This window comes from Vibrio tapetis subsp. tapetis (assembly GCF_900233005.1).
GTDB lineage: Bacteria > Pseudomonadota > Gammaproteobacteria > Enterobacterales > Vibrionaceae > Vibrio > Vibrio tapetis.
On record NZ_LT960612.1, the window covers coordinates 563,662 to 587,480 of the forward strand.

At 46.3% G+C, this 23,819-nt stretch carries 20 protein-coding genes; 3 read left to right on the forward strand and 17 right to left on the reverse strand.

Annotated elements, in window-relative coordinates:
* Positions 1-2 precede the first annotated feature (2 nt).
* The 16 genes from tssK to VTAP4600_RS19765 form a co-directional block, all read right to left on the reverse strand.
* The gene (tssK, locus tag VTAP4600_RS19690) at positions 3-1,319 is read right to left on the reverse strand and encodes a type VI secretion system baseplate subunit TssK (RefSeq protein WP_102524483.1); all 1,317 of its coding nucleotides are present in this window, start codon (positions 1,317-1,319) and stop codon (positions 3-5) included.
* 2 nt (positions 1,320-1,321) lie between these two features.
* On the reverse strand, positions 1,322-1,783 hold the full coding sequence (tssJ, locus tag VTAP4600_RS19695) for a type VI secretion system lipoprotein TssJ (protein ID WP_102524484.1): 462 nt from the start codon (positions 1,781-1,783) through the stop codon (positions 1,322-1,324).
* Entirely contained in the window at positions 1,780-2,712 is a 933-nt protein-coding gene (locus VTAP4600_RS19700; protein WP_102524485.1) for a type VI secretion system-associated FHA domain protein, read from the reverse strand. The genes tssJ and VTAP4600_RS19700 overlap by 4 nt, the downstream gene beginning before the upstream one ends.
* A gap of 1 nt (position 2,713) precedes the next feature.
* Positions 2,714-3,421: a substrate-binding periplasmic protein gene (locus VTAP4600_RS19705; protein WP_102524486.1), complete on the reverse strand. Its 708-nt coding sequence runs from the start codon at positions 3,419-3,421 to the stop codon at positions 2,714-2,716.
* A complete protein-coding gene (locus VTAP4600_RS19710; RefSeq protein WP_102524487.1) occupies positions 3,418-4,560 on the reverse strand; it encodes an ABC transporter substrate-binding protein in 1,143 nt (380 codons plus the stop codon). The genes VTAP4600_RS19705 and VTAP4600_RS19710 overlap by 4 nt, the downstream gene beginning before the upstream one ends.
* Positions 4,557-6,755: an MFS transporter gene (locus tag VTAP4600_RS19715; RefSeq protein ID WP_102524488.1), complete on the reverse strand. Its 2,199-nt coding sequence runs from the start codon at positions 6,753-6,755 to the stop codon at positions 4,557-4,559. Before VTAP4600_RS19715 ends, VTAP4600_RS19710 begins: the two co-directional genes overlap by 4 nt.
* A gap of 9 nt (positions 6,756-6,764) precedes the next feature.
* Positions 6,765-7,919: a D-alanine--D-alanine ligase family protein gene (locus VTAP4600_RS19720; protein WP_102524489.1), complete on the reverse strand. Its 1,155-nt coding sequence runs from the start codon at positions 7,917-7,919 to the stop codon at positions 6,765-6,767.
* 132 nt (positions 7,920-8,051) lie between these two features.
* Positions 8,052-10,664, reverse strand: a complete 2,613-nt coding sequence (gene tssH, locus VTAP4600_RS19725) for a type VI secretion system ATPase TssH (protein WP_102524490.1) — start codon at positions 10,662-10,664, stop codon at positions 8,052-8,054.
* A gap of 1 nt (position 10,665) precedes the next feature.
* Complete coding sequence (locus VTAP4600_RS19730) at positions 10,666-11,652, reverse strand: type VI secretion system baseplate subunit TssG (RefSeq protein WP_102524491.1); 987 nt, start codon at positions 11,650-11,652, stop codon at positions 10,666-10,668.
* The gene (tssF, locus tag VTAP4600_RS19735) at positions 11,634-13,415 is read right to left on the reverse strand and encodes a type VI secretion system baseplate subunit TssF (RefSeq protein ID WP_102524492.1); all 1,782 of its coding nucleotides are present in this window, start codon (positions 13,413-13,415) and stop codon (positions 11,634-11,636) included. The genes VTAP4600_RS19730 and tssF overlap by 19 nt, the downstream gene beginning before the upstream one ends.
* Complete coding sequence (locus VTAP4600_RS19740; RefSeq protein WP_102524493.1) at positions 13,408-13,830, reverse strand: GPW/gp25 family protein; 423 nt, start codon at positions 13,828-13,830, stop codon at positions 13,408-13,410. The genes tssF and VTAP4600_RS19740 overlap by 8 nt, the downstream gene beginning before the upstream one ends.
* A complete protein-coding gene (locus VTAP4600_RS19745; RefSeq protein ID WP_102524494.1) occupies positions 13,827-15,188 on the reverse strand; it encodes a type VI secretion system contractile sheath domain-containing protein in 1,362 nt (453 codons plus the stop codon). The genes VTAP4600_RS19740 and VTAP4600_RS19745 overlap by 4 nt, the downstream gene beginning before the upstream one ends.
* 75 nt (positions 15,189-15,263) lie before the next feature.
* Complete coding sequence (gene tssC / locus VTAP4600_RS19750; RefSeq protein ID WP_102524495.1) at positions 15,264-16,745, reverse strand: type VI secretion system contractile sheath large subunit; 1,482 nt, start codon at positions 16,743-16,745, stop codon at positions 15,264-15,266.
* Positions 16,745-17,254, reverse strand: coding sequence for a type VI secretion system contractile sheath small subunit (gene tssB / locus VTAP4600_RS19755; RefSeq protein WP_102524496.1), 510 nt, complete (start codon positions 17,252-17,254; stop codon positions 16,745-16,747). The genes tssC and tssB overlap by 1 nt, the downstream gene beginning before the upstream one ends.
* Positions 17,255-17,328: 74 nt before the next feature.
* Positions 17,329-17,847: an Hcp family type VI secretion system effector gene (locus VTAP4600_RS19760; RefSeq protein WP_102524497.1), complete on the reverse strand. Its 519-nt coding sequence runs from the start codon at positions 17,845-17,847 to the stop codon at positions 17,329-17,331.
* A 31-nt stretch (positions 17,848-17,878) separates the two neighbouring features.
* Complete coding sequence (locus VTAP4600_RS19765) at positions 17,879-19,261, reverse strand: type VI secretion system protein TssA (protein WP_102524498.1); 1,383 nt, start codon at positions 19,259-19,261, stop codon at positions 17,879-17,881.
* Between the two features lie 787 nt (positions 19,262-20,048).
* On the opposite strand from VTAP4600_RS19765, the gene VTAP4600_RS19770 reads away from it, so the two are divergent.
* The 3 genes from VTAP4600_RS19770 to VTAP4600_RS19780 are packed head-to-tail and all read left to right on the forward strand — an operon-like array spanning position 20,049 to position 22,909.
* Positions 20,049-22,040: a type VI secretion system Vgr family protein gene (locus tag VTAP4600_RS19770; protein WP_102524499.1), complete on the forward strand. Its 1,992-nt coding sequence runs from the start codon at positions 20,049-20,051 to the stop codon at positions 22,038-22,040.
* Positions 22,040-22,603, forward strand: a complete 564-nt coding sequence (locus tag VTAP4600_RS19775) for a DUF6931 family protein (RefSeq protein ID WP_102524500.1) — start codon at positions 22,040-22,042, stop codon at positions 22,601-22,603. Before VTAP4600_RS19770 ends, VTAP4600_RS19775 begins: the two co-directional genes overlap by 1 nt.
* A 9-nt stretch (positions 22,604-22,612) precedes the next feature.
* Positions 22,613-22,909 carry a PAAR domain-containing protein gene (locus VTAP4600_RS19780; RefSeq protein WP_102524501.1) on the forward strand — a complete coding sequence of 99 codons (297 nt, stop codon included), beginning with the start codon at positions 22,613-22,615 and terminating at the stop codon, positions 22,907-22,909.
* Positions 22,910-22,947: 38 nt separating this feature from the next.
* On the opposite strand, the gene VTAP4600_RS19785 is transcribed toward VTAP4600_RS19780, so the two are convergent.
* Positions 22,948-23,802, reverse strand: coding sequence for a sterol desaturase family protein (locus VTAP4600_RS19785; RefSeq protein ID WP_102524502.1), 855 nt, complete (start codon positions 23,800-23,802; stop codon positions 22,948-22,950).
* Between the last annotated feature and the right edge of the window lie 17 nt (positions 23,803-23,819).

Below are 23,819 nucleotides of genomic sequence, written 5' to 3' on the forward strand. Positions count from 1 at the left end.
ACCTACCTGATCACGTGGAATTCAACGTGGACGTCTTCGATTCGCTCATCAATGTGCAAAGCGATCGGTTCGTCTTTTTTCACCAAGCGTTGCCATAAGTCCGATTTGGTATCCACCTCAAAATAAGCAGCATCATGTTTCGATTTAAGCTCGGAAGGAGCGTAAGGAAGATTGCGCAGCGCAACACCTGATAATGCGTTACGCACCAAAGCAGCAATGTCACTGTTGCCCGCCAGTTTCGTCGCTTTAGGAAATTCTTCGCTCAATCGTGATGCCCCTATTGGCGATGTGGCCACCAAAATGAAACGCCCTTGGTTATAAACGCTACGATCTTGCACCAGCGTTCTTAACAATCTGCGGCTCACAAACAACTGGGTATCCCACACAAGGCTTGTCACGTTATCAATTTGAACTTCACGAAGTAGAACCAACAACTCTGAAAATACGGCAGAAAACACGCCATACAGATCGTGTTGGTTCCACGTTGCAAACGACTTAGGCATCTTCCCTTCCAGCCCCTGCATTTGCCCCGCCATTGATAAACATTCCAAGTAGAGCTGCTTAGTCAGGAACGTTGAATCTTCATTCCATTGCTGCAATTTTGGCATCCAAGCACCCAAGGCTTGTAGCCACAAGTAATCACGCATTAACGCTTGGTAGCTCTTACTTCCATCTTCGGCTTGTAAACGGGTCGAGATAGCACGCGCGCGGTATTGCACTTGCGCGTACACATCCGCAACGCAATCTTTCAGATAATTAGAAACACCAAAATGCAGGCTCTGTGGAACAAAGGCTTGATTTAAAATAACCGCCCCTTCTGATTTGTGCTCACTCACATCCGCGATGGCAATCAGGGTGTAATCTTGCAGCTCTTCGCCTTCTAACTTGAGTTCAATATTCAACTCGGCCAATTCAAGCGGTACAGGATCACTGTGCTCACGGCTGGTATCAAAAACAGAGTGTTCAATCGAGGCATGTCTCAGCCGTTGATCCTCTCCGACATCAACCGCTCCAGGTCTGGTGACAGGAAGCGCCAAATAGACTTTTTTACTATGGGTGTTTTTATCGATCTCTAGTATCAGGCTCTGATTGATCTCAAACGGCGTACCATCAGGAAAAATGCCTTTTGCTCGACGCACGGCCACTTTGCCAATGTTCAGCATCGAGCGATCTAAATCCAATAGAGTTAAGCCAAAGCACTGTGGCACCATTTGACCAGCAAATTCACGAGTGAATGATTCAACGTAACGCTCTTGCTGCTGAAAATGCTGTGGCGAAAGAAACATACCTTCGCTCCAAACCACTTTTTTATTGTCCATGACTAATCCTCTTCGCCTGTGACCGATAAATTAACGCCATCTAATTGGATATTGATGACCGATGAACCCAACACCACAGGCTGGTAAATAACTTTATTTTTTGCTTCACGGTAATCGGCGAACCCTGCGATCACGCCTATGTACTTAGTCTCAGAGGCCATAGGAACGACTTCTTTTCGGTTCTCACTTGGCAAGACACTGGCCAATTGACGCGCAATCAACAATTCGGCTTTCAACACACCTTGGGCATCGCTGTATAACTGAATGAAGTCGGCTTGATTGAACGCCTGACTGTCACTAAGCTGGTAAATTCGGACTTCAACCGGAGACGGTTTGCCTTCCACATTTGGATTTATGTTGGCTGCAGCTTGAATATTGATCACCAATTGAGGTGCTAAGTCGTTGCCCCAAAAACTGCACCCTGAAAGCAACGTGGCCAACAAAAGTAAACCGATCTTTCTCATGAGTTTTGCCCTCCATCTAAGTTACGCTGTAAGCGCATCGCATCATGAAAATAGGCATGAAACTTTATTTGCCAGTCACGATTTTCTACTTGGCGAGTGAAGTAGCGTTTGTACATGTCCCAGTACTTGGGTTTACCGCCCCAAAACGTCGGCGCAGAAAGGTCATCAAACATGGTTTCAACAGCTTGCGGAGCGATGTCGGACAACAGGCGGTTTAGAGCCATTTCTAGCGCTTTGTCCGTTTGCTGCTGCAAGCGCTCTTCCGCATGCTGATAAGCGGCTAACTCGTGGCGAGATGAGGTAGTGTTATGAACGAGCGCTTCCATTGGAGTAGGCAAATTTGCGTGCAAATCTGTGTCTGCTAAAGGATCATCATCGATCGCAGAAAAGCTTAAGTTGAACTCGTTAGTTTCAACTCGACGTGGCGCAACATCACCTAGAAACGGGTCATCATCTACAACGTCAAAAGCCGATGCCGTAAAATCCGGTTCAAGCTCGGTTTCAGTAAAAGGCGTCGCTAATGGCTCGTTATCGCTGCTAAACGGATCGTCGCCAAATAGGCCTTGACGCAGGTTGGGCTCTTCACTTTTAACGCGTGCCTGTTCGGGAATAAAACACGAGACCAACAAACGGTAGCGGCCAACATCCAAGACGTCGCCATCACTTAATGTCGATTGGTTGCCTTTGCCTAACGGCGTATCTGAACCGTTGATATACAAACCATTCGTACTGTTATCCAGCACTTGATAACCACGGGAAGTTTTCTTGATCAACGCGTGAGAACTTGACACTTCTCTGCGAGCGTCACTCAACTGCATCGTCGCCCCAAAAGCGCGACCAATTTCGCCTCCTTCATCTGGAAACGATTTATTCCATTCTGAAATGCTTTCGCCATCAGGAGAGCTAATAATTCTGATTGATAGAGGCATATTATTTACCCTTACATTGTGCGTTAGCGCGGTTAAATTCAGTTAAAAATTGCGGGTACTTTTCGGTAAATGACTTCGAAAAATAGACGCCTAAAGGCTGAGATTTCATCCGTGTTTTGGAGATAGCTCGGTAGCTTATGCCCATTTGTTTGATCGTCTCTTCAATCACGGCATCGTTGCCTAAGATGGCTCCAACCCCTCCGTTCAACATCAGTTTCAGCATGGCTTTAGCGCTGCGCGGCTTCATCGACACTCGATAGCCATTCTTTTGCAGCCAAAACCACTTGTTTGAACCAAATAACGCGGCGACTTCCACTTGATTTTTGAACATCGCGCTGTTGACATCAGTGGCATCAGAAAGCGAAAACCAGCTCCAATTTTGCTCTGCCACGGCATCAGACGTGATCGCGTATTCGTCACGCTTGTTGTTGTTGTGAGAGGCTAAGAAAAATCCATGCTGGCTGCCGACTTCCGTCAACAGCTGGGCACGATCCCACTTAGTCATAGTGAATTGATATGGCTGGCGCATCACCCGCATCACGCATTTGATTTTTTCAATGCCAACCCCTTTCATCTGTCCATTCTCTTGATACTGATAGGGAAACCATTCTTGGGTCGCTAACAACAAACGCTCTGGACGATTGAATGCGTGAGCAACGTTCAAGCTGCTCATCACCAGTAATAGACACATCACTATTGACGGCTTCATGGCTTGGTTTTCTCCATACTCATACCGGCGGCTCGGATCATCTCGCCATCTTCGGCATAGATATCGCTGGCCATTTCGATCAAAACAAAAGGCAATTTGGCGTTAAGGCGGTCGGCTTGTTTAAAGCTGATAGAGATGTCCGGTGGCGATAATACGCCGACAGGCAACGCACTCGGTGACTTGCCATCACGCAATATTTGAATGCCATACAGCGCCGCTTGGTGAGCATTGTTTTCAAATCCGACCCCCACCGACATCAACGCACTGTTTGCGCTGCCATTAACGGCATCAGGTACCACAGTTAACAAAGGGGCTTGCTCCGTATAGGCGTAGATCTCTTCCATGCGCTCTAGCAAACTGGAACTGCCCGTTAACCAAAGAATCGAATGTTCTAGTTGAGGATCGGCTTGCTTAATCGCTAACATTTGCTGCTCCATAACCTCGCCTAAGCCCCCATTAGGGTCGTTTTCGTCGACTTCGAAGCCAAACACCGTAATGCCCGACTTCTCTGCTTGCGCTTTGAGGGGCAAATACTGAGTTACGTAAGCGCTGGTATTGCTTTTAGCGTATAAAATGCCGATTTGGCGCAACTCTGGATTAAAGCGTCTGAGGAAGCTCAACGTGATATCCGCTGGCAAATTAAGCGACGTATAAGCAAAGTTATTACCACGGGTACGGTAGTTATCGGTTAAACCAAGTAACACGGGATCTTTGGCATTCACCGATACCACAGGTAAGGTTCCACCCGCATAAACATCATGCAATGCAACGGTCGCCTTAGAGCCAACGACATAGATCAAACTGGCATTACGCTCTGCTTGTTTTAACCAAAGACGCAACGCGCTAGGTGTCTCAGGAAGCAAAAACACTCGAAATGACGTTGCACTCAGCTCCTGCTTATACACTTTGAGCATGGTTGCAATTGCGGTGTCATAAGAGCGAGCTTTACGTGATACCAACACCCAAACACTCGGTGTTTCACGCACAGGAAGAAATGCTACTGAGTGCTCACTGCTACTTACCTGCCAGGATGACGTTTGGTTTAAGTCCTGACCTAACCAACTCGGCCATTCCGCTCGTAGCTGACAAGACAGTAAAGCGACCACTAAACACAGACCGTAAATAGTGCGTTTTATCATGCTGCTACCTCACTGGCTTTTTGACGGTCCAATAGCAACATCAAGACACTGGCAAAAATGAAGAACACACCAATGGCCCAAAATGCATACAAGTGACCCAATGACGCCAGTAATTGACCCACCACAATCGCACCTGCAACATGGCCGAATCGTTCCAAAAATCGATACGTTGCTGCAACAGAATTGGCATTGTGCCCTTCGGTTGCTTTCACCACGTGCGTCACAACCGGCGCATTAATCAAACCATGCGCCACGCCCATTACCAGCATTGAAATTGTCGCCAGTGACACCACAAATTCCGCTTCAACCAATGAAAAGGCAGCGCCTAACACCCCAAGAGACAATGCCGCAACGGCATTACCTAAACACAAGGCCCACTTGCTTGAACCAAATCGGTCGATAAGAGGCGAAACACGGCCACTGATAAACAGCACAGCAAACGCATAAGCCATGAGCACTTGGCCTATGCTTTCTTTCGCCACGCCTTTATCACTCAATAACAAAGGCACGGCGAAAGACACCACACCCGTTAGCATCATTTTGGTTGGCATACCAACTAACAACATGGTGCGCATAAACGCAGGCACTCGAATCAAGGTTGCAGACTCGTGCATCATCCCTTTAATGTTATCAAGCAAGCTGTTTTGCCCGGTACACACCGCTTTCATGGATGGCAGTAACATGCCGAACATCAACATCAAGCCTCCAATCAACGCTGATAACGCGAAAATGCCCTGAATACCTAATGTGTCTGCCAACAAAGCGCCGATTGCGGCTCCTGAAATAAAGCCAGCGTTAAAGCAAAAGACGATGATTCCAGCCGCTTGTGTTTTGTTCGACTGATCGCTAAAGCGCAGAATGTAGCCTTGCACAGCAATGAAGATGATGGCTTGCCCTACCCCTGAGATAAAACGCGCCACTAAAACGCTGGTCAAATGGCTGTCATAAGCTAAAAAGGCGCAGCCTAAGCTGGAAAGAATCACCCCTGCACTCAACACTCGTCGAATATCAAACATTTCTATCAAGCGAGAAGCGGGCAACAATGTCGCAGCAAAGCCAACAAAATACAGGGTAAAAAAGTATGAAGACCACGCTGCACTGCCACCGTTATCCAACGCAATTTGCGTCAGGTATTGAGGCAAAACAGGCGCCATCAGGGACTCCATCAGGACGGTAACGAGCAAGAGCGGTTTCACTTGTGCCAAGACCACTTCTGAATGGCTCTGGTTTTCTGAGCGACTCAGCAAACGAATGAAAGCAAAACAGATGAAGGCACAGCCGGCAAAAAGAATGGCAAAGTTTTTCAGTATTTTGAGTAATTGAGAAAGCAGCACCTTAGGGTGGAAAGCAATCGTCACCTTGTTGCCACGCTCATCTGAAATTGGGAATTCCGCCATCCCTTCGACAGACATCAACGCTTGCTGTGCCTGACTGCTGGCAATTGTGCGCGCTTGCTGTTCAACAACAATGCTTGATACTTCTTTATTGGTTTGACGAAAGCCATCTAGCATTTCATCTACACCACTGATACGTTGCGGAGAAATACCCCACACCAAAACAGGAGCTAAACGCTGTGTCACAATGCTAGCCATCGAGTTTGCTTTACTCTCAAGGCCCGATTTATAGAGCGCACCAACCATCAACATCACGCTTAATGACATAGTCAAAAAGACAATGCCAAACGCGGTAAAGTAGATGGCTCGATTATGCGCTCGCAATACCATGAATACGAACAAGCCGACTAAGATCCCCACCAGCCAAATCATTGGCACAAAGCGGGCACTGATCTCGCGCTGAACTTTTTCGTCACTGACAACAATCTCTAGCCGCCCCACTTGGGTAAACTTGTTGTGAAGCGCGATGCTAATCACGCTGCCTTCAAATTCACTGTCGGTGTAACGGTAAAGCTCTTGCTGTCCCGAGATCATTCGAATGTCGACCACCGCCTTATCAGACAATGCGATTGGTGCTAGCACCTTTTCTAGGCCAGCAATGTCATGTAATGGCACACCAGAACTTAAGATCTGCTCGATCCCCATTCTTGCGGCGTCAGTTTGCGCGATTACCGCATCGCGGCTTTGCTGCTGATAACTCTTTAGCGCCTGCGCATACCCCACCACAAAAATCAGGGATAAAGACAGCACCACAAGTAGGGCGCCCAGCAGAAGTCGACTGTGTTGCTTAATCGTATTCAACCTTGGCTCCTAAACGTCGCCAATCAGGTCGAATTGTTCATTCAAACAATGCGCCAATGCCATTGGACGTTTGGCTTTCAAAAACGACAAACGATTAAAAACCAATGATTGAATGAGGTCGGTATAGCTCATCCCTTCACGTTGTAAATCATGACAAACTAAGCTGACCTTATCGCCTTCCGGACGCTTTAGATCGGGCTTAGGATTGGTCTCTAACACATACAAATTGCCGGCGTTATCCATACGCATATCGACTCGAACCAAGGTTTGTAAACCCAATTGGCGGTAGATTTTCTGGCCAATTTCCGCCAATTGATCTCGCAATGGCTGTTCGGTAACGGCAATCAGTCGGTCTTGCGTAATGGGTTTAATATCCATCGAGGTGAAAATAGGTTCATCGGCGCCCAATACACGTTCGGTGATCGAAAAAGCCATCGGTTTGTCTGACTGAGTCAATTCGCCTTGTTTAAAGGTGTACTCTCCTGCCACTGCCACGACAAATTCACGCCCGCCAAGAAACGGTTCAATCATCACGATGTTATTACTCGCTTGACGCACTTTCTCAACCGTACTTGCCAGTTCACTGCGATCAAACACTGGGTACACATGAATAGAAGCTCGCCCAGAAACCGGCTTAACAATGAACCCTTGTGGGAAACGACGTGCAATGTCGTCCAGTGCGCGCTGGTTGCTTTCACTCGCAAAATCTTCGTCGATACCAATAGTAATGAAAGGCGCGGTGGGCAGGCCGGCTGCTTTTATTTCATGTTTAAATAGGTGCTTATTGTCTAACAGGCCTGCTGTCATTGGTGAGTGACCCACATACGGCACGCCCAACATTTCTAGCATTGAAGGTAAGTGACACATAGAATCAAAACCTTGCAGACCACCGCTGTTGGTGATCACCAAATCTACTTGCTCCTGACGCAGGGTTTCCGCCAGATAAATATCTTCGGCCAATACCGTAACCAGCTGGAAGCCGGATTCACGCAGCGCGTTAGCAATATCGTGTGCCACGGCTTCATAAGTTTTGGTTGAACGAGGGCTCAGGTTTTCAAAAATAAAACCTCGAGGCTGTGCTTTGTCTCCACCGTGGATCACAGCAATTTTCAATTTGTTGCGAATCCAATTCAGTTGTGCAGGCGAAAAAATAAAGTTGGTCATCTTGTATTACCTATCAATGGGTTACTCTCAAAAAGTGGAGTAACAAGTTTTTACGATGTTGTTTTAATAGTGTTTGGGAACGTGTCATGTTTATCGGCAGGCTCCCATTCGACCTGCCGATAAGGTGTTGAATTAACTGATATCAATAACAAACTGGCCCTGTTGTACAGAAACAGAAACCGAATGAATTGGCTGAGACATACTCATACGAACGATGCATTTGTTCGCCAATTCAGGCATCAATTGTCGGTTGATCAATTGCTCAATCGCACGGGCACCCGTTTCTGGCGACAGGTTAAGGCTGACCAAAAGATCCACCACTTGCGGGTCATATTGGAAAGTAGCGCCATAATGCGATTTCACACGTTTTTCGATTCGGCGTAGCGACAATTGCGCAATTTTTCCCATCTCTTCATCATTCAATGGGAAATATGGCACTATGGTCGCGCGACCCAAAAACGCAGGTTTGAAGAACTGTTGTAGCTCAGGGAAAATGGCTTGAGTCAGATCAGGAATCGACGGACGGACGGTCGCACAGGCGTTCACCACCGCGCTGTCTGCCGCATTGGATGTCATAATGATGATGGTGTTGCGAAAATCTATCTCACGCCCTTCGCTATCTGAAATCGAGCCTTTATCAAAGATTTGGTAGAAAATATCGTGCACACCTGGGTGTGCTTTTTCCATTTCATCCAGTAATAGCACCGAATAAGGATTCCGACGCACGGCTTCTGTCAGCACGCCGCCCTTACCGTAACCCACGTAACCTGCAGGCGATCCCAATAGCATCGAGACTTTGTGCTGCTCTTTAAACTCGGTCATGTTGATGGTGGTAATGTTGCGCTCGCCACCATAAAGCAGATCAGTCAAAGCCAAGGCGGTTTCCGTTTTACCAACGCCACTTGGGCCACACATCAGGAACACGCCCACCGGTTTACGCGGATCCGTTAACCCAGCTCGTGCCATACGAATCGCTTGTGAGATTTCAGCAATGGGTGTGATTTGCCCAATGACTCGTTCACCAATGTGATTTTCAAGGTGCATTAGACGCTCAACTTCCTGTTTGAGCATGTTGCCAACCGGTATCCCAGTCCAAAGCGAGATCACTTCAGCCACGGTTTGTTGGTTAACTTGTGGTAACACCAAAGGTTGTTCGCCTTGCATTTCGCGCAGCGCATTCATCTTGCTTTTCAGCAACGCTTTTTCTGGGTTTTGCTTTAGATCTTCCCCAGCGACAAACAAAGCATCCAACTGAGTTTGAAGCTCGATGATCTCGTTAACTAACGACTTCTCTTGCTCCCAACGCAGCTCAATCGCTTGATGCTCGCTTTGCAATGCCGCCAGTTTTTGTTCAACAGCGTCACGACGCACGTCATCAATCGACCAAAGTGCCGCTTCGTGATTGAGTGTCTCGATTTCATTTTCAACGTAACGAATTTGCTCAGCAATGGCTTCCAACTGGCGCGGCGCAGCACTTTGGCTCAGGCCAATGCGAGAACACGCCGTATCAAGTAAGCTGATGGCCTTATCGGGTAGCTTACGCTCAGGCAGGTAACGTACAGAAAGCGCGACAGCAGCATCAATCGCTTCTTGCATCACTTTAACGCTGTGGTGTTTTTCTAGGCTTTTTTTCACGCCGCGTAGCATGTGAACCGCGTCTTCTTCACTTGGTTCACCAATAGATACGACTTGAAAACGTCGGGTTAACGCCGCGTCTGACTCAAAATACTGCTTATATTCTGCCCACGTTGTTGCCGCGATAGAACGGAACTCGCCACGCGCCAATGCCGGTTTTAGGATATTGGCAGCGTCGTTTTGTCCAGCGGCACCGCCTGCACCGATCAAGGTGTGAGCTTCATCGATAAACATGATGATTGGCGTCGCCGACTGTTTGATCTCGTTGATGACGTCTTTAAGACGGTTTTCGAACTCGCCCTTAATACTTGCGCCCGCTTGCAAAGCGGATAAATCCAAACTGCGTAGCTCAACGTTAGCAAGCGCAGGAGGCACATTGCCATCAACAATTTGTTGTGCGAGACCTTCTACAATCGCCGTTTTACCCACGCCCGGGTCGCCCACTAAAATAGGGCTGTTTTGACGGCGGCGACACAGAATGTCCACCGCTTTACGGACTTCATCACCACGACCAGAAATAGGATCAAGCTCGCCGTTACGAGCGCTCTGCGTCAGGTTTTGCGAGTATTTATCCAGTGCTGGCGTGTTGCCATCGACGAACTCGCTATTGACCATGCTTGGGGAAGTCGGCTTTTGTGCGCTAGGAGCAGTATTTGCCAACGATTGAGAGCGTAACCATTCAGATGACAAAGCGTTAAGCCAATGAGAGAGTGAGCCGTTGTATGCGCCTTGTTCGATTCTCTGCTTAAGCACCATGAGAAGATGATATTCATTGACCGACAGTTGCTTATGGTTAAGCGAGGCGATCATCCATGCGTCTTTTAACAGTTCAACTAAAGAAGGGGATAACGATGGCGATGTATTATTACCCTGTGCAAGCCCCGCCAAGTGATTATTCAGTTGCTCGATTAGCCCTTGCGGTGCTACACCCGCTTGCTGTAATGCTTGTTGCCAACCCATGGATGAGTTTTGCAGCAATTGAATGAACCAGTGCTCTAACTCTATGGCAAAATGACCACGATTCACGCACTCGCCAGCCGCAGATTCCAACGACGATTTTAGGTTTGGGGTTAGCCGAGTTACTAGGCTTTGTAATTCAATATTGATCATTTTATTCACTCGCGGTTAATGGCATTTCTACGAATTGCTGTTGATTGGTACGACTATTCATCCAAGCAGATTGACCGACTTTCAGGCCGCTTTCAGCACTACTCGCGAGCTTAACGCGCGGTAAATAACGACTGTCTACTTTCATGTACAATTTGTATTTAATGTTGATTCCCATGTAACTTCTTACTAGGTGCTCTATCGCTCGAATCATCTTTTGGTCACTTCGAATACTCAAATAATGACGGTAGTTCTTTGGGCACAATTTGATATTGAGTTTTTGACCAACCATTGGCGCATGTTTGCCCAACAATGCGCCCATTCCGAGCTGGCGGTTTTGGCCACGCCCCCCTAATTGAGTCAGAGAACACGGAGTTAATGGCTGATATTCAAGGCCACTCGGTTCAATCACGAACTGCGCACCAAAATAATCCTCTAGCAGGTGCTTTAACGCATGAGGGCAAGTTAGCTTTAACCCCAACAAGCCGCTGTACTGAATCAAGTGTGATTTTGGTACTACGTCAGTGGCTTCATGTTGACCACCAAAGCTCGACAACATGGTGGTCACAGACTGTCTATGCTGATTCCAACTGAAGGTTTCTTCTTCTAACTGGCTGCATAGGTCGTGCTTAAGCTCTGTCTGACAATACAAACGAAAATAGCGATTATTAAAGCTATCGAAAAAGTCCAGTGCCGCCTCGTCACCAAGATCAAACTGGGCGGTCAAAGCCTGACGGTACATAGTACGAGGCATAACGCCGCGACTGCCCGCTAACGCCATCAATGGTGTTTTCATCACGTAGTGGCCTTGGATATCGCTCGAGACACTGGTCACTTGTGTTTGATAATGCGCAGGAAGAGATTCCGCACTAAAGCGTAATTTAGGACGAATGCCACGATGCTCCGCGCGATGCTTGAACATCTGCCACGCTTTATCGAGTTCTACATGAAATTGACCCGTCGCTAGGCGCTCTAAAGCAGACTTTTGCATCCAGCTCTCCTTGGGAAGGTCATGAACTGGCCATCTTGTCCTTCAAGTTTAATTTCAACCTGAGTAAAGCTGTTAAAGCCGGCAAAATAGGAGAAAAATCGGTCAAGCAGATGGCTGAACAAAGTGACGCCACCATAAATGTTGCTGCCATCAAGCGTCACGGTAATTTTGGTACCATAAGCAAAACACGTTTTGCCCGATACGCGGATAGGAGCAACGACTTGCTCTTGCTCGATACCAACTATCGACTCGATGTACACATGGTTTTGCGAACTCTGATTATGGTTATAAAGCTCGAACACGTTTTTTAATGTGGCTTTAGGATCATCGGTTCCCAAGATTGCGTGGTAGTTAAAATGCAAATGGCAAAGCAACGACCAGACGTTTCTGTTGGCGTCTTTACTGCGCATCGGTAAAGATGGACGACGCAACAATTCCATTTTTGCTGGAATGGTCAAAGACTCTCGGCACTCCACTTTACTGGTGACCGGCAGATAGCCCGCTTTAATGCCGTCACTTACCGTGCCATTAACCAACCAAGTACGAGGCTCACTTTGAGCACTGATATGATCAAGGTCTGCCACTTTTAGGCTGCTCTCCAACCCACCACTTTCGTGCAATGTTTGCACCAGCTGCCAACGCAAACCCGAGTGGTTTGGCGAGAATTTCTCACCATAAACTTGGGCAATACTGACAGGGGTGGCTTGGGTTACATCCAAAACGTCATCAACTGAAAACAGCTCTAAGTCATGATCTTGGCTCGCATCAAGCACGATTGGATAGTGCTTCTTAAAGAAGTCAATTTCGACAGCATCAGACACCGCTTGGTGCAAGTTAACAATCGGGGTGGTAAACAGGCAAAAGTGTTCTTCGCTCAAGGTTCTCGCCAAGTCGACACTCAATTCATCAATGAACAGTTGCAGCTTAAATTGATGGCCGCGAACTCCTTTCAAAGCATCAGAGAAATCAAATCGGAATCCGTTAAAACGTTCTGAGAACATGAAGAATTCAGTCAATAACTTGAAGCCACCAAAGCTGGCTGCTTGATACGGTAATATGGTGTCGTCAACGTCGAAGCCGACGGGTTGCATCGCGTCTCGACCTAATTCAGATCGAGAGCCTTCACTCGCCACGCACACTTGAGCGGTGCCTTGTGACAACAGGTCGTACAATCGCAAAGCAAAACTACTGTCACCCTTTAGGTGTACTTTAAGGCTATCAATATCAAGTTCAGATAATTCAACACCCGAGTCGATGGCTGAAATAGTAATTTCTATCAAAGCTTTGGCATGTTCGGCGCCACGAGGTTTCGCAAATTCGAATGGGGCAAACGCAACGTTCACTTTTTCAATTTTTAGTGGGTACAAAGCAACGTTTTCAGTGGTACGAAAAATCGCACTTTCACCTTGTTCATCACGTAATTCGAACTCAGTACCGACTGGGATCTGGTGTGTCGCGTTCGCATCTTCATTGACAACAAAATCAAGCAAGCTGTACGACGGAATGGGTCGTAAATAATGAGGAAACAGTAAACGAATCAGGCTCTCTGTGAGCTCAGGAAACGACTCATCTAGACGCTGTTGAAGCTTGCCATTAAGCAGCGCCACGCTTTCTATCAATCGCGTAACTTGGGGGTCATCAATCCCATCTTGGTTGATCCCAAGAGAATTGGCCGCACCAGGATGACGGGCAGCGAACTGCGACGCTTCATCACGAATGAAACGCAGCTCTTGTTCGAAATAGGAAAGCAAAGTATCAGACAAGGTTCGATTTCCTTACATCTAGTTTGTTACGGCCAAAGTCCAAAAAGGAATCCAGTACAATCGCTTCATCCCCTAAACTGGAGTGCATGACAGCGGCGAGGCGAAATTTCAATTGATTGTGTTGATAAGAATCTTCATCGACGTCAATTTCCACTTGAATTAAGCGAGGCTCAAAACGTGCGATCAGATCGGCAATATCAGCCACAATCACATCGCTGTTCGATTTGCTTTGTGAACGTGTCACGTTACGCAGACCAATATTCACAATGGTTTTCTTCAATGCTTGGTCATTGGCTTCTGTTGCCCAAATAGGGGCACGGCTGGAAATCAAACCACATACATTTTCAATAATGGCGTCACGTTGGGCGTCCATATCTTCACGCCATGTCTGCGTGAGTTTGGCCATAAGACTCATGCGCTTTCCCCCACTTCTTGGTTCGAGACAGAGGTAGTCAGCACCACTTGCGCATCCATCATTTCGTACTGATATTGAGGTTGAAGCATGATCTGACATAGGTAACGAGTCTGATCGTGTGTGTCTTGTTCTATGCTCACTTTGCACGCCTTTAATGGATAGCGAGCCATGACGGAGTCCTCACCATAATCCACTTCACTGATATAATGTTGGAGCCAGTTTTCGAGCGAACGCTTACAATCAGAAGCACTGTCGTAACGACCAATTTGGTCGCGAATTTGCGCTTTGATGTAGTGACCAAATCGGCACGCCATTAAGTTGGTTTGTAACATCCCCAACATACGAGCCGCTTCATTAGGGGCTTGCCATACCGACTGATTGCTAAAGAAACCTTTCTGCTCTGTAAGGTATAGGCTGCTCAAAGGAACAAAACCTTGCTCGGCCCAAAAACCATCTTCTTCGCTGTACAGGTCGACTTTTGCAGTAAGCGATGTAGAGCCATCAACAATTGCGCCATAAGAGCCGGTTTCGTTGTACGAACGCAAAAATCCAAACCAGCTGATCCGGTCAAACTCTCGAATCACATTCGCGGCCAGTAAGTAGCCACTGTTCCCCCACAAAGCATGGTCACGATCATTGGCTTGGTTATAAATAAACCCCGCAGTGTACTGACGGTATGGCTGGCGCATAAGAAACTCAGGCATCACCAAATGAAGAAAACGAGCAGAGGTTTTTTCACGCAATAGTTGCCAAGATCGGAAGTCTCGGCTGTCTAGAATCCGTTTAATTCTCGCGCTGTCGTGCAGTTGGCGATTGGGGTCATCACCGAAGAAAAACTCATCAAGGCCAAGTACCATTGGGCATAACGCACGCTCGCCTAGCTCTGATAACAGCTGCAAGGTATAAAGATCATCATGGTCTTGCTCATCGCTGTAATCTGAGCTGACTTTGTGATCAACCAACACCAAGCCAAATGGCGTACCACCCGCCGTGTCAAACTCGTTGGAATAGAGCTTTTTAAACAAAGCGGTTTGCTTTATGTCGAACGAGTAATTGAGATCGTTTGAAACCATGTCCCAACTTAGGTCAAGTGTTTTCACTTTGACTCGTCGCTGCGACACGGGCAGCTCAGTCAACATTTGCAGCCCTGACCAACTCGCTTCAAGTTGCTTAAAGTCGTTGTGTTGCATGACTTCAGATAATTGTTCACTGATCGTTTGATCTAGCTGAACGATCAGTTGGGTTAAAAGTGCTTTGAATTGGACACTCTCATTCTCTTTTGCAAGCGGCAATAACTCATGCCAAGCGAGCTTGGCAAGTGCAGGGGAAATCATTGCTATTCGAGATTGAGTTATCATGCAGTGTCCAAATCAAAGCCGTTTAACGGTACACATCGTCGGAAAAAAATCGGGGACTGTCGCCCCCGAATTAAATTAACCTGGGATGTTCGCTACCATGCGCAAGGAAGTGCTGAGCTCTTCCATTTGCAACCAAGGGCGTAAATACGCAACTGCAGAATAGGCACCCGGTCGTCCGGCCTGCTCTTCTACGGTGACCTTCGCTTCAACAAGTGGGTGACGAGCTTTCGCTTCGTTGCCAATTGCGTTCGGGTTAACGTATTGATGAATCCAAGTATTTAGGTCTTTTTCTACATCGTTTGGATCTAGGTTTGAACCGATACGGTCACGTCCCATCACTTTCAAGAACTGAGCAATACGGCTGCTTGCCATGGTGTAAGGCAAGCGCGCTGAAATCGCTGCGTTCGCAGTCGCGTCAGGGTCTGTATAGGTCTTTGGTTTATGAGTCGTTTGAGCCCCCATAAATACGGCGTAGTTGGTATTCTTGTAGTGAACCAATGGTAGGAAACCAAGGTCGCTGAGCTCTTTTTCACGCTCATCAGTGAGATTCACTTCTGTCGGACATTGCTGCAGCAAATCACCGGCATTCGAGTAGTAAGTAAAGTTAGATAAGTTCTCAACCTTACCGCCATTTTCAGTACCACGAATCGCCGTACACCAGCCAAATTGGGTGTACGCTTGAGTCAGCAGTAAACCGAATTCGTATGCCGCGTTGCTCCAAACAAAGTCTTGATCTGATTCAACGATTTGCTGACCGTTTTCACGTGTTTTCAGCTCCTCAAAATCAAACGACTTCACTTGCACAGTCTCAGAACCATAAGGCAAACGAGCAATTGTTTTTGGCAGCGTTAACGCCACGTAACGTGAGTCATCACTTTCTCGGAATGCATTCCAGCTCGCATACGCAGGCGAATCAAAACCAGCCGCTACAGGTTTGCCATCAGCAAAGGTTGCAAAGGAATTGAAATCAAACATGCTTGCATTAGCAGCCGCAACGAATGGGGCATGAGAAGCAGAAGCCACTTCACCCATGTAACGTAGCAGAGCCACGTCTTCGTCGCCGTAACCAAATTCGTAATCACCGATAAGCGCACCGTACGGTTGACCACCAGCAGTACCAAACTCTTCTTGGTAAACCATAGTGAAGAAACGGCTGCGATCGATTGCTGGCGCATCTTCAAACTGCTCTAGCAATTCGTCTTTGGTGTAATCGGCCAACTTAATCTTCAAATCCGGGCCAAGCTCACTATTTTTAACAAGCTTCTGTAGACCTAACCATGTGCCTTCCAGCTTTTGGAAGTCACTGTTTTTCATAACAGAAGACAGTTGCTCTGAAATTTTACTGTCCAGTGCACTAATGGCTTTCTCGATTGTTAGGGTTAAGTTTTTATCCCATGTGACTGTGCCTTCCAACGCTTGCGACGTCAGAATGCTCAATAATTCTTTAGTTGTATCCACCGGCGTTTGTGCCGTTGCAGTGATCGCGCGATCCAAAACGCTCAACGATGCTTGCGCTTCTACAGCACCTTCGGTAGCAGTTAGTTGCTCAGTAGACATTATTCAGCTCCCTCTTTTTTCAAGCCAAGCTCATCAGCTAAACCTTGAATAGCATCAGCACTTTGTAAGACTTCTTTTAGCAAACGTTCTAAATCGCGTGAGCGGTCTGCTTTACTCAGCAGAACTTTCAACTGGTTGCGAGTCTCTACCAGTTGCTTCAGCGGATCGATTTGCTCAACCACGTTCTCTGGGTGAAAGTCTTTCATTGAGCTAAAGTTCATGTTGACTTCAAATTGGCTGTCATCATTCGCCAGTTTGTTATCAACTTTGTAAGAAAGAGTTGGGTTAACTTGGCTCATTACAGTGTCGAAGTTATCTTTATCGATGCCTGTAAATTCACGCTCTTCCAAGTCCACTTTGTCAGACTCTGGTTTGTGACCAGAAAAATCGCCAATAACGCCTACGACGAATGGCAACTCTTTGGTTTCAACTGCGCCGTTGGTTTCTACATCGTAAGTGATGCTCACGCGGTTTTTGCTGACGCGCTTATGTTGTGAATTCAATGCCATAGATGTGTCCTAATTAAGAAATTGCATCGTTGTAAAAAGGTACTTCGCCAAGACGAAGTACCTCACTGTGCGGATTATTTAGAGCCAGACAGCAACTTACCTTGAGGTAGGTTGTAAGTGACGATTCCGCCGTCTTTGATTTCGCCGCCTTCTAGTTCGTAGTTATGTTTCTGAGAAATCTCTACGTAAGACAAAGAAATGCTTTCGAATGGTTGAGAGCCGTCGCTGCCGCTTACGTTGTAAGAAACAAGACGTGCTTTAGATAGCTTCACTTGGAAGTACAATTTCGCGCCAGAACCGTCAGATTCTGGTTTAGTGAACGCGATTTCTACTGTCTTGCCTTCTTTACCTGGGTTAAATAGGTAAGAAAGCAGATCTTCAGACGCACCATCCACTTGTTTTGCGAGGTTAACTTCGCTTAAAGCCACCATGCCCGCATCGGCGTTGTTACCATTACCGATATCCATTGCAACGTTGCGCACACCGCCCCAAGAGTAAGAAGAGATAGCAAACCAACTGTTGCCTTCTAGGCCTTCAACTGTTGCGCCACCTTTAACGTCGACGCCTTCAATACGCATGTAAATACTTGCCATATTTTTTCTTCCTTATTTGCAAAAAAGAGGATCACCAACGAAGGGCTGTTGAGCCTGATGGTGAAGGTTTTTCACTTTGTTGTTTTAATGGAGTATCAGCAGTGGAAGACTCTGATACTTGTCGTTCAACACTGACGGGTTCCGGTTCAATAACCGGAGCCACTGGTGTTGAATTGTTTTTAATGTCGGTCGCGACAATCTCTACATCCGGCAGCAAAACCTGATCGAGGTGATTGAGCCCTGCGGCATTAAAAATTTGGTTAAGCTGATCACCTTGTTGCTCTGCCATCATGTCTTGCAATAATTCAGGCAACGGCAGGTAGCCCCAGCGAATGGCTTTTTCGAGCAAAAATGACACCGGACTATGCGGCTCACTTTGGCGGAAATAATCGGATATTTCGCGTAACAGATGAAACGCGACATCACGATTCATGCTGTTAGTTTTGGCTGTCTGGGACAGGTTACCTGTCCCTAATGTCATGGGCGCTGCGGCTTCAACCGAAGAAGCAACGGTTTGGCTAACTCCACTTGATTCAGGCTGTTCAACGCGGCTCGATTCCAAGGCTTGATCTTGAGTTTCAGGAGCAGAAGCAACGGCTTTCAATTCAACCTTAACGCCCGTCAACTGCTGCAGCGCTGCGCTATACTTGGTCATCAGCCCTTTAACAAAATTGAAATTCGGACTGGCCACCCCAAGAGAATTCGCTTTCTCACGTGTTAAGCCAGCTAACCGCCCAATTTGCTCAAGACACAGCGTTAAGTTATTCAGCTTTTGATTAATTTGCGCTCGCTCGTGTCCGACGTGCGCGCTCGCTTGTTGCTTAAGTTGATTCAACTCCCCTTTACGTTCTGCACTCTGGTAGTCGTAAAAAGAAATATCGCCTACCAACGGCTGAAAGAGCATCGGCGCATAAAGCAAGCTGCTCTCTTCACTGTCACCCAACAGCTGAAAAAACGCCTTCACTTTGGCTTCATATTGCTCCGCAGCGCGACCTGCTTCACCGTCACTCTTAAGCTTACTTTCCGGTAACACTGGGTTAAGCGCATCCCACTGTTGCTCGACGAGATCGCCCAGCCAAACTAAGGTATTTGACAGAGCATCGAGTTGTTCATCAAGTACCACTTGTGACGCCATGAACCAACTCACCAACTCAATATCACGAGTCACCGTTTGAAACTGCTTCAACAGAGATTGCGATAACTGTTCCCAATTTTCGTGATTCTGCTCTTGTAGTATTTCGCGTTCTTCTGCACTTGGATTTTGGCTTAATTTACGCATAGAAGTTTGCGCAACATTAAATTCATTGCGAAGAGGACGAAACGCGCCTTTGTCAGACTTTAAGTAAACGCCACACACGGCATCATCTTGAATTGGAGACATTAGCTCCGATATATATTTTTTACTGAACAACATACGCGATAATCTTGTAGTGAATACTTACTTGAGCAATAAGAAAATTAAAGGTACAGAGATCAACAAAGGCTCTAGGGAGCCGAGTCGAACCCAGGGAGATATTAAACCCCGCCTAAATAAACGCCAATATAACTGTAAATTTTGTGATATTAAATCCAAATAAACAGGACGTAACCCAATAAGAATCTACAAATTTAGACGACACTAAATTAGAGTTAATCTAGCTAAATAGGAGGATTAAAAATAACTTAACATTAATCGAATGTTATAAATTATATCTTTTGAACTACTAAAAAAAAAGACCCGATTCTGTATTTATATAAATACAACATCGTACCTAATATATATCATGATTCGCTAAAAAATCGTAAACCATTGATTAATAAGCACAGCAAACAATTGCAAATGTAACTAAATATTTCTCATCTTACCAGATAGGTATCTTAGCGAACCAAGATCAAGTGAACTTAATTGCACTGAAATTAATTATTCCGATTTGTTAAATATATATATGTTCCAAATTTGTTAATTTAGTGCTTTTACTCTATTCGCACATTACAAAGATAGGACAAATAATTACTTTACTTTCTACTAAAGTAATTATAAAAAGGCGAGGTTAATAATATATACGGTGATAAATACAATAAATATGGAACTCATTTTGGGATATTTATTCATTGTTTAATTTTGCTTCCGTGAACGCTCTACTATGTTATTACTTGCATCTAGTATATACCTTTAATGCCCACTTTAAAGGTATTGATATTTATTAAAGAACGCGGTGGTTATGCCAAATAGTGAAATAAAGAATGAGACTCGCCCGCTCACAGCCAAACTGTCAGACGGTAAAACTTATATCGTGACACACTTAGAGTGCGAAGAACGCCTCTCTCACGGTGTAACCATGTCTTTTACTATTGCATCTAACAAGCAAATTTCGAGCAAACCTCTAGGTAAACCTCTTTGCATACGCTATAAACAAGCCAGCGAAACTCGCCAGTTTTTAGGCCTTGTTTCCAGTATTGAGTTGATGAGTCATAGTGAAGAGAAATCTCTCTATTTCTACCAAGTACAAGCGGTTGACCCGCTATCACTATTAGCATATCGCCATAATCGCCAGATATTTCAAAATCTGACAACCAAGCAAATTATCGAAAAAGTCATCGGTGATTCTGACTTCAAAAGCTATTTCAAATTTTCTATTTCTGGCAATGGTCAAAAACACGAATATTGCGTGCAACTTGACGAGAGTGATCTTGCGTTTATGCAACGTTTACTTTCTGCTGAAGGCTGGCACTATCATGTCGAACACAGTGATAGCAAACCTATCGTCACTATTGCTGATTCTAACCAATCATTTAAGGCGATTGAACGCAGTACTATCGCCTTTCAAAATGGCCTCCCAGATCCAGAAAGAGTCCTGAATCATTGGCAGCATAAAGCTCAAATCACGACCTCAAAATTATGTCTAGCGGATCATAGCCAAGAATTGGCTGAAGTCTTTGACAGTGGTGAACGAAAAAGCGCAGCAGACGACACAATCAAATCGTTGGAAGACTATCGCTACGGCCAAGGGTTTGGTGACAAAAGTGTCATTCGCAAAGCTGCGAAGATCCAAATGGAAGCCCATGATGCCCTGCAAAGCATCGCAACGTCTCAGTCCTCAATCAGTGCTTTGGCCTGTGGCAAACGCTTCAAATTAAGCGATCACCCGGTTTCATCGTTCAATCAAGACTACTTCATCATCAAGATTGTGCATTCGGTAACGTGTGATGAGTCGGGCCAACAAACCCACTATAACAACCACTTTCAAGCCGTTAGTTACGCAACACCGTTTCGCCCAGGTGTCATTGATAAGCCCCATGCTAATGGTATCCATACCGCGACCGTCACTGGCCCTAACGGGGAAGAGATCTACCGAGACAAAGTTGGCCGTATTAAAGTTCACTTTCACTGGGACCGAGACGGAAAGCCAGACGAAAACTGTTCATGTTGGTTGCCCGTCTCGCAAGGCGCGGCCAGTAAAGGGTTTGGTATGCAATTCATTCCACGAATTGGTGATGAAGTACTGGTTCAATACATAGATGCCAATCCAGATAGGCCAATTGTCGTCGGTTCAATTTACAATAAAGCCAATAGCACGCCATACTCCTCAGCGACTCAAGCAGGAATAAAAACTCGCTCGACGCCGAAAGGCAGCAGTAAACAAGGCAACGAATTACGCTTTGAAGATCAAAAAGACAAAGAGCAGGTCTTTTTGCACGCAGAAAAAGACTGGTTGCTCGATGTAAATAACGATTCAACATCAACAATTAAGGGCAAGGCGCTCACACAAGTTGAAAAAACACTCGATGTATCCAGCAAAGAAGCGTTCACCGTTAAAAGTGAAAAAACTCTGACCACCAATGCAAAAGATGATCTCTCGGCAGCAAGCGACAAAAACATTAACCTCGATGCCGGGTCCAACGCCTCGGTTACTGCAAAATCTGCCGTAAAAGTTGACGGGAGCAGTATCTCAATTACGGGCAAGAGCAAAATTGAACTCAAAGTTGGCGCAAGTAAAATTGAAATCAGTGCCAGTGGTATAAAAATAGATGCGCCTCAGGTTTCGATCAGCGGAAAAGCCAAAGCAGAAATGAAAGCCGCAATGGTGACCGTTGAAGGGCAAGGAAAAGCGGACGTTAAAGCCGCGATGGTGAGTATTAATGGAAGTGCCATGACCCAGGTTAAAGCGGGTGCGATGGTTCAAATTCAAGGGGCAATTGCAAAGGTAAACTAATGAAGTTAATAAAAATCCCTTATGAAAATGCAAAGCAGATCTTCTCATTCTATGACGCTAACAACGAAATCTGCCAACTCGCAACCGATGGCATGTCACCTTACGAATTGATTCAATTGGCAATCGACGAAGAACTTTACGCGGATGCCATTACTTACCTTGCACACGGAATGCCCGTCAGAGAAGCGATTTGGTGGGCCAGTTGCTGTGCCAGCCAACGTCAAGATTGGAACGAACAAGAATTAGATGCCATTCGTGCGGCCAAAGCCTGGGTTCATACTCCGGATGAAACCAGTCGGCGATTTGCAGAGACGATGGCAGAAAGCGCCACATTGGATACTGGCGCTGGCTGGGTAGCACAAGCGGCATTTTGGAGTGGCGGCAGTATGACCAGCCCGAAAGATCCGATTGTTCCGCCTCCTGCCTATTTATATGCACAAGCCGTCGCGGGAAGCATTAACCTCACCGCTGTTTTGCCTGATGGTGAAGAGGCAAAGCAACGTTACAAAAGCTATTTCGACATTGGTTTTAACATCGCCCAAGGCGGAAACGGGGAAATTTAGGATAATACTATGTTACCAGCAGCTCGAGCCACCGACATGCATATGTGCCCGATGCAAACTCCGGCAATCGTTCCCATTCCACACGTCGGCGGCCCATTATTACCAATGCCAAGTACTGTGCTTATTGGTAACCTTCCGGCCGCAACCTTAGGCCAAATGTGCGTGTGCGTCGGACCTCCAGATAGCGTTGTAAAAGGCAGTGCGACGGTACTTATCAATAATAAACCAGCAGCTCGCATGGGCGATCTGACTGCTCATGGCGGCACGATCATTATGGGAATGCCTACGGTACTCATTGGCGGATAGTCTCTTCCCTATCTCGCCTTCACCATCGATGAATTTGGTCACTCTTTATCGTTCGGTGGCGAGAGAAATATGCCGATTTGTTGCTTTAGCGATAAACGCTTGTCTTGCGCAGCTTGCAACATATCTCGCCACTCAGAGAAGGTTACGGTAATCGGATTATCGCTGTTTACTGGCTTAGTAATTCCGTAGCGTACTGCCTCAACTTCTGGTGCGAAGGTACCGAAGATTTTGTCCCAAATGATCAGTACACCAGCGTAGTTTTTGTCGATATATTGCGGGTTTTTCCCATGATGCACTCTGTGGTGCGATGGCGTATTAAAAACTAGCTCAATCAAACCTAATGAGCGAACCCACTGCGTGTGGACAAAGAACTGCAACCCTAGGTTGAGTAGTACCGCAAAAATCACCCATTTCGGCTCGAAGCCCAAGATGACCAGAGGGACCCAAAATAGCCACATTCCCGCAATGGGATACATTAAGCTTTGGCGAAATGCGGTGCTAAAGTTCATTCGCTCTGAACTGTGATGGGCGACATGAGCGGCCCACATCCAGCGTATTCTATGACTTGCCCGATGAAACCAGTAATAGCAGAAGTCTTGTAAAATGAGCAGAGTGATAAACGACGTCACGTTCATTTCGATCTCTAATAGCTTCCAACCAAATAGCCACATATAGAGTTTTACTATGAGTAGTCCTGTCAGTAGATCGGCAAGTTGATGCATTCCCGCCAGCGAGAAGTTACATAACACTTCGGGCAATTTATAGGCTGAATTTTCTGGCAGTTTCCCCCGTCTTTGGCCAATAAAGTATTCTGCTAACATCAAACCGACAAACAGTGGGGCAAGCAGCATGAGCAGCCACTCTGGATGATCAATAATTGTTTGAAATTCCATTCTAATCTCCGAAAAAG

Excerpts from the sequence above, each read along its gene's own strand:
- tssK (WP_102524483.1), bottom strand. The coding sequence starts at position 1,319 with ATGGACAATAAAAAAGTGGTTTGGAGCGAAGGTATGTTTCTTTCGCCA.
- tssJ (WP_102524484.1), bottom strand. The coding sequence starts at position 1,783 with ATGAGAAAGATCGGTTTACTTTTGTTGGCCACGTTGCTTTCAGGGTGC.
- VTAP4600_RS19700 (WP_102524485.1), bottom strand. The coding sequence starts at position 2,712 with ATGCCTCTATCAATCAGAATTATTAGCTCTCCTGATGGCGAAAGCATT.
- VTAP4600_RS19705 (WP_102524486.1), bottom strand. The coding sequence starts at position 3,421 with ATGAAGCCGTCAATAGTGATGTGTCTATTACTGGTGATGAGCAGCTTG.
- VTAP4600_RS19710 (WP_102524487.1), bottom strand. The coding sequence starts at position 4,560 with ATGATAAAACGCACTATTTACGGTCTGTGTTTAGTGGTCGCTTTACTG.
- VTAP4600_RS19720 (WP_102524489.1), bottom strand. The coding sequence starts at position 7,919 with ATGACCAACTTTATTTTTTCGCCTGCACAACTGAATTGGATTCGCAAC.
- tssH (WP_102524490.1), bottom strand. The coding sequence starts at position 10,664 with ATGATCAATATTGAATTACAAAGCCTAGTAACTCGGCTAACCCCAAAC.
- VTAP4600_RS19730 (WP_102524491.1), bottom strand. The coding sequence starts at position 11,652 with ATGCAAAAGTCTGCTTTAGAGCGCCTAGCGACGGGTCAATTTCATGTA.
- VTAP4600_RS19740 (WP_102524493.1), bottom strand. The coding sequence starts at position 13,830 with ATGAGTCTTATGGCCAAACTCACGCAGACATGGCGTGAAGATATGGAC.
- VTAP4600_RS19745 (WP_102524494.1), bottom strand. The coding sequence starts at position 15,188 with ATGATAACTCAATCTCGAATAGCAATGATTTCCCCTGCACTTGCCAAG.
- tssC (WP_102524495.1), bottom strand. The coding sequence starts at position 16,745 with ATGTCTACTGAGCAACTAACTGCTACCGAAGGTGCTGTAGAAGCGCAA.
- tssB (WP_102524496.1), bottom strand. The coding sequence starts at position 17,254 with ATGGCATTGAATTCACAACATAAGCGCGTCAGCAAAAACCGCGTGAGC.
- VTAP4600_RS19760 (WP_102524497.1), bottom strand. The coding sequence starts at position 17,847 with ATGGCAAGTATTTACATGCGTATTGAAGGCGTCGACGTTAAAGGTGGC.
- VTAP4600_RS19765 (WP_102524498.1), bottom strand. The coding sequence starts at position 19,261 with ATGTTGTTCAGTAAAAAATATATATCGGAGCTAATGTCTCCAATTCAA.
- VTAP4600_RS19770 (WP_102524499.1), top strand. The coding sequence starts at position 20,049 with ATGCCAAATAGTGAAATAAAGAATGAGACTCGCCCGCTCACAGCCAAA.
- VTAP4600_RS19775 (WP_102524500.1), top strand. The coding sequence starts at position 22,040 with ATGAAGTTAATAAAAATCCCTTATGAAAATGCAAAGCAGATCTTCTCA.
- VTAP4600_RS19780 (WP_102524501.1), top strand. The coding sequence starts at position 22,613 with ATGTTACCAGCAGCTCGAGCCACCGACATGCATATGTGCCCGATGCAA.
- VTAP4600_RS19785 (WP_102524502.1), bottom strand. The coding sequence starts at position 23,802 with ATGGAATTTCAAACAATTATTGATCATCCAGAGTGGCTGCTCATGCTG.